Origin of the sequence: Corynebacterium provencense (genome assembly GCA_900049755.1) — a bacterium.
GTDB lineage: Bacteria > Actinomycetota > Actinomycetes > Mycobacteriales > Mycobacteriaceae > Corynebacterium > Corynebacterium neomassiliense.
This window is the reverse complement of record LT160592.1, coordinates 526,655-543,239: the sequence shown is the minus strand read 5'-3', so window position 1 is coordinate 543,239 and position 16,585 is coordinate 526,655. Positions and strand designations below refer to the sequence as shown.

9 protein-coding genes and 1 pseudogene are annotated in these 16,585 nt (G+C 65.3%); 8 read left to right on the top strand and 2 right to left on the bottom strand.

Annotated elements, in window-relative coordinates; genetic code table 11:
- The first annotated feature begins 127 nt into the window (after nt 1–127).
- From BN3906_RS02400 to BN3906_RS02375, 6 genes are read left to right on the top strand one after another with little or no spacing between them, the layout of a single operon-like run.
- The gene (locus tag BN3906_RS02400) at nt 128–1,105 is read left to right on the top strand and encodes a DUF3152 domain-containing protein (protein WP_066583636.1); all 978 of its coding nucleotides are present in this window, start codon (nt 128–130) and stop codon (nt 1,103–1,105) included.
- Between the two features lie 10 nt (nt 1,106–1,115).
- Nucleotides 1,116–2,327, top strand: a complete 1,212-nt coding sequence (locus BN3906_RS02395) for a TIGR02569 family protein (RefSeq protein WP_078057203.1) — start codon at nt 1,116–1,118, stop codon at nt 2,325–2,327.
- The gene (locus BN3906_RS02390; RefSeq protein ID WP_078057051.1) at nt 2,308–5,742 is read left to right on the top strand and encodes an ATP-dependent helicase; all 3,435 of its coding nucleotides are present in this window, start codon (nt 2,308–2,310) and stop codon (nt 5,740–5,742) included. The genes BN3906_RS02395 and BN3906_RS02390 overlap by 20 nt, the downstream gene beginning before the upstream one ends.
- Nucleotide 5,743: 1 nt before the next feature.
- Entirely contained in the window at nt 5,744–9,379 is a 3,636-nt protein-coding gene (locus BN3906_RS02385; RefSeq protein ID WP_066583634.1) for an ATP-dependent helicase, read from the top strand.
- The gene (locus BN3906_RS02380) at nt 9,372–10,442 is read left to right on the top strand and encodes a potassium channel family protein (protein ID WP_066583632.1); all 1,071 of its coding nucleotides are present in this window, start codon (nt 9,372–9,374) and stop codon (nt 10,440–10,442) included. The genes BN3906_RS02385 and BN3906_RS02380 overlap by 8 nt, the downstream gene beginning before the upstream one ends.
- 4 nt (nt 10,443–10,446) lie before the next feature.
- Nucleotides 10,447–12,627, top strand: coding sequence for an ATP-dependent DNA helicase UvrD2 (locus tag BN3906_RS02375; protein ID WP_066583629.1), 2,181 nt, complete (start codon nt 10,447–10,449; stop codon nt 12,625–12,627).
- Here the strand turns inward: BN3906_RS02375 and BN3906_RS13970 are convergent.
- Nucleotides 12,618–13,616: an ABC transporter substrate-binding protein gene (locus BN3906_RS13970; protein ID WP_078057050.1), complete on the bottom strand. Its 999-nt coding sequence runs from the start codon at nt 13,614–13,616 to the stop codon at nt 12,618–12,620. The genes BN3906_RS02375 and BN3906_RS13970 overlap by 10 nt on opposite strands.
- A 168-nt stretch (nt 13,617–13,784) precedes the next feature.
- Here BN3906_RS13970 and BN3906_RS15325 point away from each other — a divergent pair.
- Nucleotides 13,785–14,483 (top strand): annotated as a pseudogene (locus BN3906_RS15325) (helix-turn-helix domain-containing protein); the annotation flags it as partial.
- A 453-nt stretch (nt 14,484–14,936) separates the two neighbouring features.
- On the top strand, nt 14,937–15,266 hold the full coding sequence (locus BN3906_RS14945; protein ID WP_261796872.1) for a helix-turn-helix domain-containing protein: 330 nt from the start codon (nt 14,937–14,939) through the stop codon (nt 15,264–15,266).
- A 409-nt stretch (nt 15,267–15,675) separates the two neighbouring features.
- On the opposite strand, the gene BN3906_RS02370 is transcribed toward BN3906_RS14945, so the two are convergent.
- Nucleotides 15,676–16,458 carry a hypothetical protein gene (locus BN3906_RS02370; protein ID WP_261796807.1) on the bottom strand — a complete coding sequence of 261 codons (783 nt, stop codon included), beginning with the start codon at nt 16,456–16,458 and terminating at the stop codon, nt 15,676–15,678.
- Between the last annotated feature and the right edge of the window lie 127 nt (nt 16,459–16,585).

Here is a 16,585-nt window from a genome sequence, read left to right as displayed (position 1 = left end):
CGGAAGCCGTGACAGCCGTCCCGCCTACTCCGGTGGGTCCGCGCGCCCCGGCGACGGGGAATTACGGGGACAGAGTGGTCGGAGACCTCCGACTGCAGCGGTCTACCGTCGCCGACGCTGGATCGCGGTGGGGGCGCTCATCGTCGTCCTGGTCACTGTCGGGGTGCTCGTCGACGTGTTCACCGGTGGTTCCTCCCCGGACAGCGGTGACCGGCAGGATGTCGTGGCGTCCTCCCCTGCGGGTGAGGACGCCGCGCCCCAGGACGCGGCATCGGCGGGGCCGCTGGCCGGCGCACCTGTCTCCCATTTGATCGATAAAATAAGAAACCCCCATGTAAGAAGCGAAAAAATGCTGGCCGGCGCACCTGTCTCGGACACGGTCGGCGAACTGCCGCCGGGCGGTGACTACACCCGCAGCGGAGCCGGAAGATGGCACGGTGTCGGGACCCCGGGCGCCGTCGCGGGGGACCCCGGCAGGGCAGGTGTGCGGACAGTGACCTATGTCGTGGAGGTCGAGGACGGCACCGACACCTCCTCCTTCGGAGGAGGCGACGCCTTCGCCTCCATGGTCGACGCCACCCTCGCAGACCCACGGTCATGGACAGCGGAGACCGATGACCCTGTCGTCTTCCGGCATGTGAGCGTCTCCGACGCCGGTGCCCCCGACCTGAGGATCCGCCTGACCACCCCCGAGACGACCAGAACCCTGTGCGGCGGAGAGATCAGGCTCGAGACCAGCTGTTTCGTCGGCGGTGGCGACGCTTCCGGAGAGATGTCCGGTGCCGCGGGGGAGGGAAGGGTGATCATCAATCTCGCGCGCTGGGTGCGGGGTGCTCTGCCGTTCCAGGGTGACGTCGGTTCCTACCGGCAGTATGTCGTCAACCACGAGGTGGGTCACGGACTCGGCCATGCGGCGCACCGGCCGTGCCCCGCCGACGGTGACCTGGCCCCGGTGATGATGCAGCAGACTCTGAGTCTGGCGAACCGCGACCTGGCGGAACTCGACGCCGGATCGGAGTACACCGATGACGCCGGCGACATTGACGCGGTGTGCCGGGCCAACCCGTGGCCCCGTCCCGACGGCGGCACCGCCTCCTCCCACTAGAGTGGTCCGCATGGCTGACACGACCCGCGACAGCGGCACCCGCGGTGGTGACCGCACCCCGGCAGGTGCGCCGACGGAGGGAGTCCGGGGTGCCTTTCAGGTGGGGTATTCGACTCCCGTCCGGCTCGGCGACGCCTGGGGGGACGGTTGGAGGTGCGACCACGTCGTCCTCACCCCGGTGTCCGACCCCGCACGGGCGACCTGGGTCGCACAGGTCATGGACAGGATCCGGCCGGCCGGGGTCAGTGTGCCCCGCCCGCTGAGGTCAACGGACGGACGCTATTCGGTGGGGGGCTGGACCGCCCGCTCTTTCGTCTCCGGACACCGCGCCCCCCGGTTCGACGAGGTGGCTGCGGCAGCTCTGAGCCTCAACGCGGCCCTGTCGGGGGAGCAGCGGCCGCCCTTCCTCGGCCCTGACAGGGTCACCCCGGAGCGGGGGGAGGAGCTCGTCGACGGTGACCTTTTCGCCGTCGCGGATGAGGCGGCCTGGTCCGACGATCCCGCCGGGCTGCTCGCTCCGGTCATGGATCCGGAGGCGGTGCCACGCGACGATGTCGCCGCGGCGATGGAGAAAGCGGCCGGCCTGCTTCCCCTGCGCGCGGACGTGAGTTCCGCCGACCAGCTCGTCCACGGGGATGTGCTGGGATGCACCGTCTTCGACGGCTATGCGGATCCGGCGGTGGTGGACCTGGTTCCCGTGTGGCGTCCGGCGGCATGGTCCGTGGCCCTTCTGGTGGTGGACGCCGTGGCCTGGGCCAATGCCGAGGATGAGCTGTTCGACAGGTGGAGCCACCTGCCGGATTTCAATCAGCTGCTGCTCCGGGCGGTGATTTACCGTCTGTTTGTCCACGCGGTGCTTCCGGACAGCCGGCCGGAGGCCTGGCCCGGACTCGAACGTGTGAGCGATATTGTGGCGGTGCGGGTGACCGGCCGGTCCGGTCGTGAGGGCAGTATGGATGCCGGCAGCGAAGATACGGACGACGGTGCAGCCGGTCCCGCCGCCACCGGTGTCACCGGTGTCACCGGTGTCACCGGTGCCGGGGAACACCCGGACGACCCGTCGGACACAGGAATCACGGCAGGCACGGCAGGCACGGCTGGTACGGACGGACAGGGCGGTTCGGAAGACACGCACACCGGACAGCAGACAGGGGCAGACAGTGACAGACGCGCGGGAAACATCGACTGGAAGGGATACCCGGATGCCGGGTCGTCCGAGTGACGCCCTTCCGTCAGGTGACGGACTGAACTCCGACCGGGCAGCCGCGATGGCGGACGCCAGCCTGCGCAGGAGAATCGGGTCAGCCGACAGCGTGCGGGTCAGGCTCGACCCCGGCGGCCCGGACGGGGCGGTGACTTCCGGTACCCGGGTGTGGAACGGGCTGGCGGGGGCACTGGTCGTCGACGACGACAGGGTGGACCGCGACCGGGCGTACGCGGTCCTCGGAGGACCGGGGACCGGCAAGACGTCACTGCTGCTCGACACCCTGGTGAACTACCTGCGTGGTGGAGGGGACCCGGAATCGGTCATGGTGGTGACCCCGTCGAAGGAATCGGCGACCGATCTGCGCGCCAGACTCACCGAGATGCTGCGGGACGATCCCGGGTACGCGGCCACCGGCACCCCGGTCCGCTCAGTGCACTCCTGGGCTTTCGCGCTGCTCCGCTCGGTCGCCGCCCGCCGTGGGGATCCTCTCCCCAGGTTGATGACGGGCGCCGACCATGACCTGATGGTGCGGGCCCTGCTCCGCGGCAACGCCGAGGACGGCAGCGGGTCCTGGCCGGAACGCATGCGTCCGGCACTCGGCCTGGTCGGATTCGCAAGGCAGCTGCGTGACCTGCTGCTGCGTGCGGAAGAGCGCGGTATAGGGCCCGACGAGCTGTCAGAACTGGGCCGGCGCCACGACATGGACATGTGGGTGGCGGCAGGAGACTTCCTGAGGGAGAGCCGTCAGGTGGGCAGGCTGTCGGGGGCCCGGGCACTCAACGCCTCGGAACTGCTGCACCGTGTCCTCGCGGAGTTCGACGGTTCCGCGGAAGGCCGGTCCGTGCTGGAGAAGCAGCGTTCCAGGATCCGTCTCCTGCTCGTCGATGACGCACACAACCTTGACCCGGCGTCCGCCAGGCTGCTCGACATGCTCACCGTCCCCGGCGCCCGTACCCTCGTCGCCGGTGACGCCGACCAGTGCGTCTTCCACTTCCGGGGCGCTGACGAGGAGTATCTCACCGGGATCGCCGCCGATCCGGACCACCGGGTGGTCCTGTCACGGTCCCGGCGACTCGGCCCGTCGGCTGTCACCGCGGTCAACCGGCTCACCCGGCTTCTGCCGCCGTCCGGAACCAGGATCCCGGTACGCGCCGCAGAGAACGGGGACGGGGATGCCGGGCAGGGAGGGCCGGTGCCTGACCTGACCGTCTGCAGGGCGCCCTCGGCCACTGCGGAACGCCTCACCGTCGCCGATGCCGTCCGCCGTGCCCATGTGAGCGACAGGGTGGCCTGGGACCGTATCGCTGTGGTGGTCCGTACTGTCGGACAGATCCCCCCGCTGCGACGTACCCTGCTCAGCCACGGCGTGCCGGTGAAGGTCGACCCCACCAGTGTGGTGCTCGCCGAACAGCCTCTCGTGGCGTCCCTGCTCCTCGCCGTAGAGGCGCTGACTCGTCCCCTTACGGTGGCGGAACTCCGACAGCTGGTGGAGAGCCCGGTCGGGGGAGCAGACCCGGTGATGCTCCGCCGGCTGGAGAGGGCGGTGGCACCGATCGTCGCAGGCAGCGGCACCGGGGCGATGGAAGCCGTCGCACTGCTGGTCACGGGGCGTGCCACCGACAGTCAGCGTGAGACGTGGTCCCGTGTCCTGGGCCCGCGGGAAAGGGACCTGCTCGACCGTGTCACCGGGGTCATCACGGCCGGGAGGGAGGCTGTCGATGCCGGCGGGTCGGTCGAGGCGGTGCTCTGGGCGGTGTGGCAGGCCACCGGACTGTCCACGCGTCTGCAGACCAGGGCGTTGCGCGGGGGCACGCTCGGATCCCAGGCGGACCGGGACCTGGACGCCGTGATGAGCCTGTTCGACCTGGCCGGAGACCTTGTCGAACGGACACCTGCGGTGAGCCTGGAGACCTTCCTTGACGGCGTCCGGGCACAGGAGCTCCCCACCGGCACCCGTGACCGTCGCGGAGTCCGTCCGGACGCCGTGGAGATCCTCCCCGCCCACGCCGCCGCAGGAAGGGAATGGGAGGTGGTCGTGGTCAGCGGCGTCCAGGAAGACACCTGGCCGGCCGGCCCCACCGTAGGAGGACTGTTCGGACAGCAGGAACTCGTCGACCTGGTTGACCGGGGAATTGAGCCGGGGACCCTGGTGTCCCGGGCCGCGCCCGCCCTGGCGGAGGAGCGCCGGCTCTTCCTTCTCGCCGTGTCCCGGGCGACGCGGAGGACCCTCGTCACCGCGGTGGAGTCGACCGGCGACGATGCCTCCGTTCCCTCCCGCTTCCTCGACGAAGTCAGAAACCACATGCAGGTCGCGACCCCCGGCGTCGGGGAAGTGGAGGACGCCGACGACCCCTGTCAGCCGCAACCCCATCCCGCTGAAGCCGTGTCCGGCACCCTCCCCCGGGTGCTGGCGATGGAACCCCTCGTCGCCGAGCTGCGGGACGCCGTGTGTGACCCCTCCAGGGACCCGGAGGAACGCCGTGCCGCGGCACGCAATCTCGCTGTCCTGGCCGACGCCGGCGTCTACGGGGCGGCACCCGGTGAGTGGTGGGGGACAGCGGAACCCTCGTCGACCGGGCCGGCGGTCGCCCACCGCAGGGGCGATGCCGGACCGACCCTGAGGATCAGTCCCACGACCCTGGAGAGCCTGGGCGTCACCCGGGGCAGCGCCGTCGACGGGTCCACAGGATCTGCGGGGCAGACGACCTCCCCGACGTCGACAGGCTGCGACCTGGCGACCTTCTTCGACAGCCTGAGGAGGGTCCCCGCCACCCAGGCGATGAAAGTGGGCACCCTCATCCACGCCCTCGCCGAAGGTTTCGCACGGGGGCTGACAGAACAGGAGGCCCGGGACTTCGTCAGCCAGGTCGTCCCATGGATCATCGACGGTCCCGCATGGACCGCAGGACCACTCGTGGAGAGCTGCCTCGATGGTGTCGAACGGCTGCACCGGTGGCTTCTCGAGCGGGAAGGAAACGGACGGACAGTGGAAGTGGAGAAGAAGCTGGAGCAGATGATAGGTCACACTCCGGAAGGCCTGCCGGTGATCCTGACGGGCCGGGCAGACAGACTGGAGACAGCAGCCGACGGGGCGACCACCGTGGTGGACTTCAAGACAGGGAAGACGGCGAAAACTGCGCAGCAGGCCGAAGACAGTGCACAGCTGGCGTCCTACCAGCTCCTCGTGGACATGGAGGACGGCCGCCGCACCGACGGTGCGATGCTCGTCTACCCGCGCGTGGAGACGGCGTCAGTGAAGACCCTGGGTCAGGGGATTCTCAGCGCCGACGACCTCGAGGCGTTTCGCAGGACCGCCCTGGCCACGGCGGCGAGAATCGCAGGACCGGGATTCCGGGCCACGGACAGTTGCGCGGGTACGGAGTACGCCTGCCTCTGCCCTGCCTGCCGGGCCGGGGAGCAGGTGGTCTGACATGGACACCATCGATCCCCTCGAACTGTCACAACGGTGGCTGCGGCAGGAGTTCCCGCCCACGGACCAGCAGGCCGCCGTCATCGGTGCCCCCGCCGGGCCCGTGCTCGTCGTCGCAGGAGCCGGCGCGGGCAAGACCGAGACCATGGCGGCCAGGGTCGTCTGGCTCGTGGCCAACGGGCTGGTACTGCCGGAACAGGTGCTCGGCCTGACCTTCACCCGCAAGGCCGCCCGGGAACTCGGGGTCCGGATCCGCTCCAGACTGCAGTCCCTGGCGTCATCAGGACTCGCGGACGCGCTCGACGTCGACGACCCGCGGCGCCGCGCACTGCAGACCGTCACTCCGACCGTGTCCACCTACGACTCCTACGCCGGTGACATCGTCCGGGAGTACGGACTGCTGCTGCCCACCGAACCGGGAGGCAGGATCATCTCGGACACCGAACGGTGGATGATCGCCCGGGACGTCGTCATGGAACGTCCGACCGGCTTCACCACGCACCGTTCCGTCCCCACCATCATCGACGACATGCTGGAGCTCAACGACGGCATGGACAATCACCTGGTGACCCGTGAGGAGGTCATCGAGGAGTGCCGGGCGACCGCCGCGGAGATCGACGGGCTGCCCCACCGTGACGGCAAAGTGCTCAAAGGGGTCGAGTCCACCCTGCAGTCCGTCGGTGACGCCCTGGCCTACCGGCTGGAACTCCTCGACGTCGTCGCCGACTACCGGGCCCGGCTCTCGGACCGTGACCTGATGACCTTCGGGCAGCAGATGTCCGTCGCCGCCGAGGTCGTCGCCGCCCACCCCGAGGTCGGTGCCGCCCAACGGCGACGGTTCCGCGTCATCATGCTCGACGAATACCAGGACACAGGCCACGCCCAGCGGATACTGCTGCGCGGACTGTTCGGAGGCGGGGTGGACCCGGAGCTCACCGTCACGGCCGTCGGAGACCCCATGCAGTCGATCTACGGGTTCAGGGGAGCGACGGCGGCGAACCTCACACACTTCCAGACGGACTTCCCGGCCAGACCCGCGGACCCGGAGACGGGGGCAGGGCCGGTACCGGCACCGCGACTGGAACTGACCACCTCGTGGCGTAACCCCGCCCGGGTCCTGGACCTGGCCAACACCGTGTCACGGTGGTCCCTGTCGGCGGCAGGCCCGGCCGGAGCACGAACCGTCTCACCGCTGGAGTCCCGGCCCGGCGCCGGGACCGGTGACGTCGCGGCGGCATGGTTCGACACCCGCGAAGAGGAACTGGAGTGGCTCGCCGACCAACTGGCGGAGCGTTACCACCACCGGGATGCCGGGGAACCGTTCTCCGCAGCGGTACTGCTGCGCAAGAACGCCGAGGCACGACCGATCCACGACCTCCTCGTAGAACGTGGTGTGCCGGTGGACATGACCGCCGGACCGGGCCTGCTGGAGGTGCCCGAGGTCGCCGACGTGTACGCCACCCTCAGAGTGCTCGTCGACCCGTCCGACGACATCGCACTGCTCCGGCTTCTCACCGGGGTCCGGTGGAACATCGGTGCGGCCGACCTGCAGGCGCTGGCACGTCGGGTCGACCAACTGTCGCGTCGCGACCGGACGGCAGACGTGGACACCGGTTCCACCACCGGTGACGGTGACCTCACCGGGCTCAGCGCACTGGTCGCCGCCCGGCCGGACGATTCTGCGGCGGCAGCGGGTGTCCGCCGCAGACTCGCGGACATCGACCGGGACTCCGCCCGGGTCCCTGTGGGGCTTGCGGAGGCACTCGCGGACCTCCGCGGCCTCGAGAACTTCGGCATGTCCGCCGAGGGGATACGTCGACTCGGCGAGCTGGGCAGGGAACTGCGGTTCCTCCGCCTGCAGTCCCTCGGGAAACCGTTGACGGACCTGGTCGCGGACATCGAGCAGATGACCGGGGTCCGGACCGAGGTACTCACCCGTTACCACCGGGACCGGAGCAGCTCCATCGGGACCAGTCACCTCGACCGCTTCGCCGAGGTGGTCCGTTCCTTCTCTGAGCTCAGCGCGGCGTCCCCGGGTGCCCTGGTCGACTACCTCCGGTCGGCGGAGGAGAGGGAGAAAGGACTTGAGGCCGGTGAAGTGGAGAAGCGCAGCGACTGCGTACAACTCCTCACCGTCCACAAAGCGAAAGGACTTGAATGGGACATCGTGGCTGTCCCCCACGCCACCAGAGCCACCTACGCGGACGCGGTGAAGAGACCGACTGTCCACCTGTGGACCCGCAACGCCGAAATCCTGCCGTCCGGGCTGCGAGGTGACGCCACCGATGACCCGGACGACCTGACAGGGATGCCGGTCCTGGACCTGTCCGACGTGGTCGACCGCAGAGGTGTGGTAGAAGCCGAGGACAGGTTCAGGACAGCTCTCGGGACACATGCCGCAAGGGAGGACGACCGCCTCTTCTACGTGGCGGTGACCCGGGCCCAGAAGTGTCTGCTGGTCTCCGGCGCAGCCTTCAACAATGACGCGAAGAAACCGGTGGACCCGTCGGTGGCCCTCACCCTCATCCGTGACCGCCTGGCGGCCACCGCACCACAGTGCATCGTCACCTGGTCGCAGCTGGGGATGGTGTACTCGAAGACCGAGCTGAAGAGGCTTGCGAAGGCGGAGGAGGACGGCGCCCTGCGCCGTCGTGAGGACGCCGTGATGGTTCCGGCGGAACCTGCGGCCCGCAACGACCTGGTCGAGGCCTACACGCGGAGCATGCCGGAGCACCTTCCGACACCGTGGCCGCGCCCCACCCTCACCGAAAGGCTGCCCGGGGTGGCCGACGGCGCAGCCATGGTCCGCGACGCGCTGTCCCTCCTCCCGGGAAGAGGCGACAGTGACGCACGCGGAGCCGGTGCCGGAGGTGGTGACGGGGCCGGGGACCCCGCCACCGGCGTCCTCCGGGACACTGACCTGCAGGCGGCTCAGTGGGCCAGGGAGACCACAGCACTCGTCCAGGAGTACCGGGCGACCACAGTCCCTGAAGTGGTGGTGCCGCTCGGGGCGAGGCTGACCGCCACTGAGGCGGTGGCCCTGGCCCGCGACCCCGGGGAGTTCGCCCGGCGTCGTCGTCGCCCGGTCCCGCTTGAACCACGGCCGTACACCAAGCGTGGAACCGCATTCCACAACTGGGTGGAGAACTACTACGGCGGGGCCGGACTGTTCGACGAGGACGAACTGCCGGGTGCGGCGGACGCCACACTGACAGACCCGGTACTGACGACGCTGAGGGAGAAGTTCCTCGACAGCATCTGGGCGGCCCGAACCCCGGTGACCGTGGAGGGTTCCTACTCCGTCACCCTCGCCGGCCACCTCTTCGAAGGCCGTATCGACGCGGTCTTCCACGACGGTGACGACCCTCTGACAGGCTGGACAGTGGTGGACTGGAAGACCGGTCGTAAGCCGGCCGGCAGAGATCTCCGGGACGCCTCACTGCAGCTTGCCGTGTACCGGCTCGCCTGGGCGAAACTGCTCAGCGTCCGCTACGGCCGTCACGTCGACCCGGCCGATGTCAGGGCGGCGTTCCACTACGTCCTTCCGAACGAGACCTGGGAACCGGGTACACTGCCGACTGCAGAAGATCTGGCACGATGGCTGGCCGGACCGGACGGAGGGCATGAGGATGCGTGACAGCCTGCACGACCGGCTGGACCGGAACGAGGAGGTGGACTCCCTCCCTCCCCACGCCCTGCTGAAGATCATCAGCATCCCGGAGGCGGAGCAGGCGAGTCCCTGGTGGCTGATCATCCGGCGTATGACCTACGCCCTCATCCTCATCGTCGTGTCCTCCGTGGTGGTCTACCTCGACCGTGACGGGTACAAGGGGGTCGAGACCTTCCTGGACTCCGTCTACTATTCCGCGGTGTCCCTGTCGACCACCGGTTACGGGGACATCACCCCGGTCACCCAGGAGGCCCGCCTCCTCAACGTCCTGCTCATCACCCCGATGCGCGTCATCTTCCTGGTCCTCCTCGTCGGTACGACACTGTCCGTGCTCACCGAGGAGTCCCGGAAGGCACTGCAGATCCGCCGCTGGAGGAAACGAATGCGTAACCACACCGTCGTCATCGGATACGGCACCAAAGGCCGCGCGGCGACGACCGCGCTGCTGGCCGACGGCGTGCCCGCGGACCGTATCGTCGTCGTCGACTCCGACCCCGACGCCCTGGCACACGCCTCCTCCCGGGGCCTGGTCACCGTGCGTGGTTCCGCGACGAAGTCGGACGTGCTCAAGCTCGCCGGGGTGACCCGGGCCAGGGCCGTCGTCGTTGCACCGAACATGGACGACACCGCCGTCCTGATCACCTTGTCCGTCAGGGAGATCGCCCCGTCGGCGACGATCGTGGCCAGCGTCCGGGAATCGGAGAACTCCCACCTGGTCAGGCAGTCCGGTGCGGACTCCGTCGTCATCTCCTCGGAGACCGCCGGCCGGATGCTGGGCCTGGCCACCGTCAGCCCCTCGGTCACCGGGATGATGGAGGACCTCCTCAGCCCGGACGAGGGTTTCTCCATTGCCGAGCGACTGGTGGGGGAGGACGAGGTCGGCGGAAATCCGCGGAACCTGGAGGACATCGTCCTCGGCGTCGTTCGGTCCGGTGAGCTCTACCGCATCGACTCCGTCGAGGCGGAGACCGTGGAACCGGGTGACAGGATCCTCTACATCCGGCGCATCACAGACGCCGACGGGAAGTGAGTGCGTGACCACGAGCAGACTCAACCAGCTCAGGCTCGATGCGCTGGACCCGGAGCAGTTGCGTGCCGCCACCGCCCCACGGGGCCCGGTCGCTATCATCGCCGGCGCCGGCACAGGAAAGACCCGTACCATCACCCACCGCATCGCCCACCTGGTGTCCGGAGGCTTCGTCAACCCGGATCATGTCCTCGCTGTCACGTTCACGACCAGGGCGGCAGCGGAGCTGCGTGAGAGACTGACCATGATGGGGGTGGCGAGAGTACAGGCGAAGACCTTCCACGCCGCCGCCCGTGGACAACTGAGGTACTTCTGGCCCCGGATCGTCGGTGACACCCCGTGGCAGCTGCTGGACTCGAAGTTTCCCCTCGTCGCCCGCGCCTGCAGGGCCGTAGGCGTCGCCACGGACAAGACGACTCTTTCCGACCTGCTCGGAGAGATCGAGTGGGCGAAGTCCTCTCTCATCGCCCCGGAGGACTACCCGGCGCACATCGTCCCGGACCGGCGTGACTGCCCGGTTGATCCGGAGCAGTTCGTCCGGATCTTCGAGGGCTACGAGAACTCGAAGGTCACCTCCGACGGGGTGTACCTCGACTTCGACGACCTGCTGCAGTCGATGGCGGGGGCCCTGGAGGCGGAGGCGGGGGTCGCCGACGAGTTCCGTTCCCGGTACCGGACCTTCGTCGTCGACGAGTACCAGGACGTCACCCCCCTGCAGCAGAGACTGCTGGACGCCTGGCTGGGGGACAGGGACGACATCACGGTCGTCGGGGACGCCAACCAGACGATCTACTCCTTCAACGGGGCGACCCCGGATCACCTGCTGGGATTCTCGACCCGCTACCCGGAGGCGACCACTGTCCGGCTGTTCCGTGACTACCGGTCCACACCCCAGGTCGTCGACCTGGCGAACAAGGTCATCGGGCGGGCGACGGGCCGGGCCGCGGGGTCGCGTCTGCAGCTCGAAGGTCAGCGTCCGGCCGGCCCCGCACCGGAATTCACCGAGTACACCGACGAGACAGCGGAAGCCACGGGAGTGGCGGAGAAGATTGCCTCCCTGGTCGCCGGGGGGACTCCACCGTCGGAGATCGCGGTTCTCTACCGGATCAACGCCCAGTCGGCGGTGATCGAGTACGCCCTGGATGCCGCAGGCATCAGCTACCAGGTCAAGGGCGGGGAGGGGTTCTTCCAGCGACCGGAGATCCGCCAGGGTGTCAACGCCCTGGCACAGGCGGCACGGCGGTTGCGGGGACGCGCCAGGGCCGACGGCACGGGTGCCGCTGACGAATCTGACGGTGGTGCCTGGTCCGGTGGAACAGCTGCCGGACGCCCCACTCCGGAGCAGCTCGTCAACCAGGTGCGTGCCGCCCTGGTCCCGGTGGGTCTGACCCCGACAGAGCCGGCGGGAGCACAGGAACGGGCACGTTGGCAGTCACTGGGGGCGCTCGTGGACCTGGCCGAGGAGCTTTCGACGGCCACCCCCGGCCTCGACATGACCGACCTGCTCGGACTGCTGAGGGAACGGGCCCAGTCGAAGAATCCTCCGAAGGTGGAGGGCGTTACCCTGGCCAGCATCCACGCCGCGAAAGGCCTGGAGTGGGACGCCGTGTTCCTCGTCGGCCTCGTCGACGGGACAGTCCCGATACGGCACGCTCTGAAAGGGTCACATGCCGGTGACGCGGTCGAGGAAGAGCGACGCCTGCTGTACGTGGGTCTGACCCGTGCCCGTGAGGTTCTGGAACTGTCCTGGTCGCAGGCCCGGCAGCCCGGTGGCAAAGCGACGCGCCGGCGGACCAGGTTCCTGGACGGGCTGGTGCCCTGGGAGGGGTCGGAGACCGACGCCGGTGGTTCCGGTGCGGGGAAGAAGGTCCGGGGTGCGCCGAAGAACGCCTGTGCGGTGTGTGGCGCCCGGTTGACGACCCCTGAGCAGCGCATTCTCGGCCGGTGTGACGCCCACGCCGATGACGGGGACCAGGTGCTGGTCACCGAGCTGCGGTCGTGGCGGACCGCCCTGGCCAGGGAGCGTGACGTGCCGGCCTATGTGGTGATGAGCGACGCCACGTTGAAGGCGGTGGCGCTGAAGGCACCGACCTCGGCACATGAACTGCTCCGGGTTCCGGGCATCGGGCCGGCGAAGGTCGAGCAGTTCGGCGAGGACATCCTCGGGATCGTGAAGAACTACAGCTGAACGGGCTGGTCAAACATCTCGTCGACTCTCTCCATCATCCAGGGCTTTCCGAGCGCACCAGAATTGTTGAATGCTGTGGCGAGGTAGTTTCCTTCATTATCATACATCCAGTACGCCTTTTCTAGTATATGATCGCGATATGCGTCATTTTGTTTTCTGGATTCGATTGCAGAATCATCTCTGGTCCCGTAATCGAGAACGAAATCTGCATCAATTTTCCCAAAAAGCTCTGCCGATAGCTTTGTTTCCGTGCTATTTCCCTCTGATTTCTGTCTTTCTATTTCGTCTTGAGGCGATCCGGGTAGTAAGCCCAATTCTCTGAGGTCAACTGACATGGCGGTAGTCAGCTGGAAACTGCCATCATCAGTCAAGCCGCCCGTAATGTATCTTTCACCGTGAAGGGCGGAAAGGGTCTTTTTCTGTTCTTCTACAGTATGGTTGTAGTTGTCTATCAGAGAACTTGCTTTATCTGATCTGTTGAGCGCCTTAGCAACTTGTGAGAATCCGTCGGTCCACCTACTGCCGGCACTTTGGACATCGTAAACGATGGTAGGAGCAATTGTCTCGAGTTTCTTGATCGTCTCTTTGTCCTGGTAAGTTGACCAGCTCGGTGCAATGATCAGATCAGGATTTGTAGCTGCTACTTTCTCAAAATTCGAATCCTTGTCGCGACTCGAATCTACGTAGGCCTTTTCCCAGTAATTATCAATGTAGGGCTGCGAGTCTCGTGTGCCGTCCACTTTCGCATAAACGGGCTCTGTATCCAGTGCAACTAGGTTCTCAAGAGAGACCGTGCCGAGAGCGGCGATACGTGATGGTTTCGAAGTGAGAGTTGTCTCGGTGGTTGCCGTCTTCACCGTCAGTGGATAGGCTCCGTTGTCCGTGTTCGGAGAAGATGTACTGTCGTCGTTGCTACCGCAGGCTGCCATGGCAGCCACGGCAACCGTGCCCACGATAGCAGCGGTGATGCGCCTCAGAGATCGTTTCATCAGGTGATCCTTATATAATTAACTGGGGGAAACGTGACGGGCCGGAGGGCGAGCCCTGCGGTCCGATGTGTACCACGATGGAGTGTAGGTGGTGCTAACCTTATCCAGTTGTCATGAACCGAGGCGTATTTATCATTCTGATGGGTGAGTTGCACATGAGGAGCGGTGATGTTCACGCTAGAAAGCCTTGAACCGTGCTGGCACGGACGGATCACGATCCATGGCGCTGACCACATCCTATGGGTCAGTGTCGGGGTGGCTCGGATTTCCATCGGGTCTAATGTTCTGAGATTGTTGACAGATCAAGCTATACGCATTGAGTCTGGAACCACTGTGGACTACGTCGCCTCGAGTCAAGGAAGTGTCGCTACTTCTGTTCTGGTGAACTCTGATAGCCCTGTATGTGCATCTTTCTCTCCGGGCGTCGTTGTATCGGTAGATGAACCTTTGAGACGGTCCCTGCTGAGGTCGTACAGTAATTGGGTTATGCCACACATTGACACTTGCTTTCTAGGATGCGAAATCAATTCGGATGAAGATGGTTGCAATCTATATTGTGATCTCGTAATTCCTAGGAACCGTACTCTGAGGAAATGGGCTGAAGATGTACTGAATTATCCGGACTCGAAGAGGACACTGGCCGATTGGTCGTCGATATTAGGGTTGAGTAGTCGTTCGATGTCTAGGATATGTGTCGAAGAGACGGGATTGACCTGCCGGGCCTGGCAAGCAAAAGCGCGGATACGTAGGTCGATGAGTTTTCTCGCTGAAGGGTATTCTGTTCGCGAAGCGGCGAAATCGGTCGGTTACGAAGACTATGCATCATTCAGCCATGCTTTTTCCAAGGAGGTGGGGCTTGCTCCTCGTAGTTGGTTAAAAGGTCAAAACACAGGGAGCGTGGCCATTAACACTAACTCTGAAGAACTTTTGCCTCTGCTATCTTATTCTATACCTTCCAGGGTTAACGACTTTCATCTTCTACTATGGCAGTCATGCGGTGTGTCGCGTGTCGACTTGGGGGACAGAATTGTCAAACTCGAGCGCGGGCAAACTTTATGGATACCATCTGGAGTATGGCACGCAATACATGTAGAGTCGGGGGGGATCATTATACCCGTCGGGCAATTGAGTGGCCATCTATTTCTAAGACGTCACCATATGAAGGTTGGCGCTGTTTCCGATCTGGAGGCTTTGAAATTTCTTTACCTGTCGACTGTAAACTACACGATTCTCAGGCCTTATCCTTTTGTGAAAAATGATATATCACGCCTGTTGCCGGTCAGTGTCGTAAGCTCAATAAACTGTTCACCAGTGAAAAAGATGATGGATGCAGAATGTGGAGATATTCGAAGTCTTGCAGATTGGAGCTTAGAGCTTGGTATCGAGAGGGGAAAGCTTGCGAACATGTTCGAAAGAGAATCGGGATGCTCTTGGGGGTATTGGAAGAGGGAAAAAAGAATGACTGCAGCCAGGCATTTTCTCAGTGATACCGACAGAAGTGTATCTAGTATTTCGAGGCGTCTTGGGTACTCGAATGTGTCAGGATTCAGCAGATCCTTTACTGAAGTTCATGGAGTCACTCCAACTGAATTTAGAGAGAAAAATTACCTACCCCTCCTCGTTGATCTTCCTCCGGATCTTCATGATTGAAGAATTGCGAACGAAGCTTATTGCCTGAAGTCGACTGACTGTATGGTTTGATACTGTTTATTCCGGAACGGTGAACAGCGCGAAGCTTTTGTGCTGGATATGTTGGTCACTCTCGAGATAGTCTGGGTCCGGTGATGGGGTTAGTTCAGTGATGGGGATCATAATTGCTGACTACTCATCCCGTGTGACAGTTACTGCTGTAGGACCTGACGTCAGGCTCTCGGAGGCACAGCTGACGAAGAGATGCAGCGGGTGTCCACCTCAACGCGGCAGTGTTCGTGCCGGTACCACTTCTGCGTTCCGGTTCTCCGTGAAAGACCTCGTGGTGAACATGGAAGTTCTCCGGGGGCCGGCTGCTGGTCTGTTCGCCCTGCCCGGTCCACTGTTCATCTGACCGTCCGAAGAGAACTCATGGCGAAACGGCGCATGCCGCACACCCCGGATGCCGGGACAGTGCCGTCATGCCGACCTGAAGGGTGAGGGGATCGAAGTAGCTGCGACCGGTCAACGGTCCCGGCACGGTCCATTCGGTCTGCTGCGCACTGTTCTGACGGCGTGCGACGAGGACTTCGCGGACGAGTCCGGCGACCATGCCGGCGGTGAACTCGACGAGACGGTCGGCGGTGGGCGTCCTGCCGTCGATACACTGGTCACGCACGGTCCGCCACCGGCCGTCCTCTGTCAGTGCCGCGGCGTCCAGGCAGGCGAGGCACCCGGTCACCCCGGGCAGGACCAGTGGCCCCACGGACACCCGGGCGTCCACGACACCGCAGGTCAGATGGGGAACCCCGAGGTCCATGAGGCGGTAGCTGATGTCGGCCGGGGGAAAGAGCATTCCCGCCATCACCACCAGATCTGAGGGTGAGAGGCGGCCGAATGCGGGATCCGTCGGTGAAATCGGCGAAGACGGGATGTCGAGGGCGCGGAGATGCCGGAGCACCGCCCGGGCGTGGATCGCGGGTCCCAGTACATGGACGGTGGAGTGGAACCGGGCCGGCCGCCTGTGAAGGATTCCCGCGACAAGGAGTTCCTCCACGATCCCGCGGGCGTGCACGGCCGGGATACCGCAGTACCCGAGGAGACGGTGCACCGTCTCCTCGGACATTGGACGTCGCAGTTCACGCATGACCTGGTGAACCTGGTCGACACTGACCTCCTCCGGCAGTCCGAGGACGAGGGAATGTGCGGGCACGGTTCCGAACTGGAGATGACTCCGTGTCCTGAGTATCAGGTCGGTTCCCTCCCTGAGCTGAAGCAGCAGATGTGGCTGCCGCTGTTTACCCGGTCTCTGGCACCCGGTCATGTAGAGTCCCCCTCAG

Bases quoted from the DNA above. Each gene is read 5' to 3' on its own strand.
- BN3906_RS02395 (WP_078057203.1), top strand. From the start codon at position 1,116: ATGGCTGACACGACCCGCGACAGCGGCACCCGCGGTGGTGACCGCACC.
- BN3906_RS02390 (WP_078057051.1), top strand. From the start codon at position 2,308: ATGCCGGGTCGTCCGAGTGACGCCCTTCCGTCAGGTGACGGACTGAAC.
- BN3906_RS02385 (WP_066583634.1), top strand. From the start codon at position 5,744: ATGGACACCATCGATCCCCTCGAACTGTCACAACGGTGGCTGCGGCAG.
- BN3906_RS02380 (WP_066583632.1), top strand. From the start codon at position 9,372: ATGCGTGACAGCCTGCACGACCGGCTGGACCGGAACGAGGAGGTGGAC.
- BN3906_RS13970 (WP_078057050.1), bottom strand. From the start codon at position 13,616: ATGAAACGATCTCTGAGGCGCATCACCGCTGCTATCGTGGGCACGGTT.
- BN3906_RS14945 (WP_261796872.1), top strand. From the start codon at position 14,937: ATGATGGATGCAGAATGTGGAGATATTCGAAGTCTTGCAGATTGGAGC.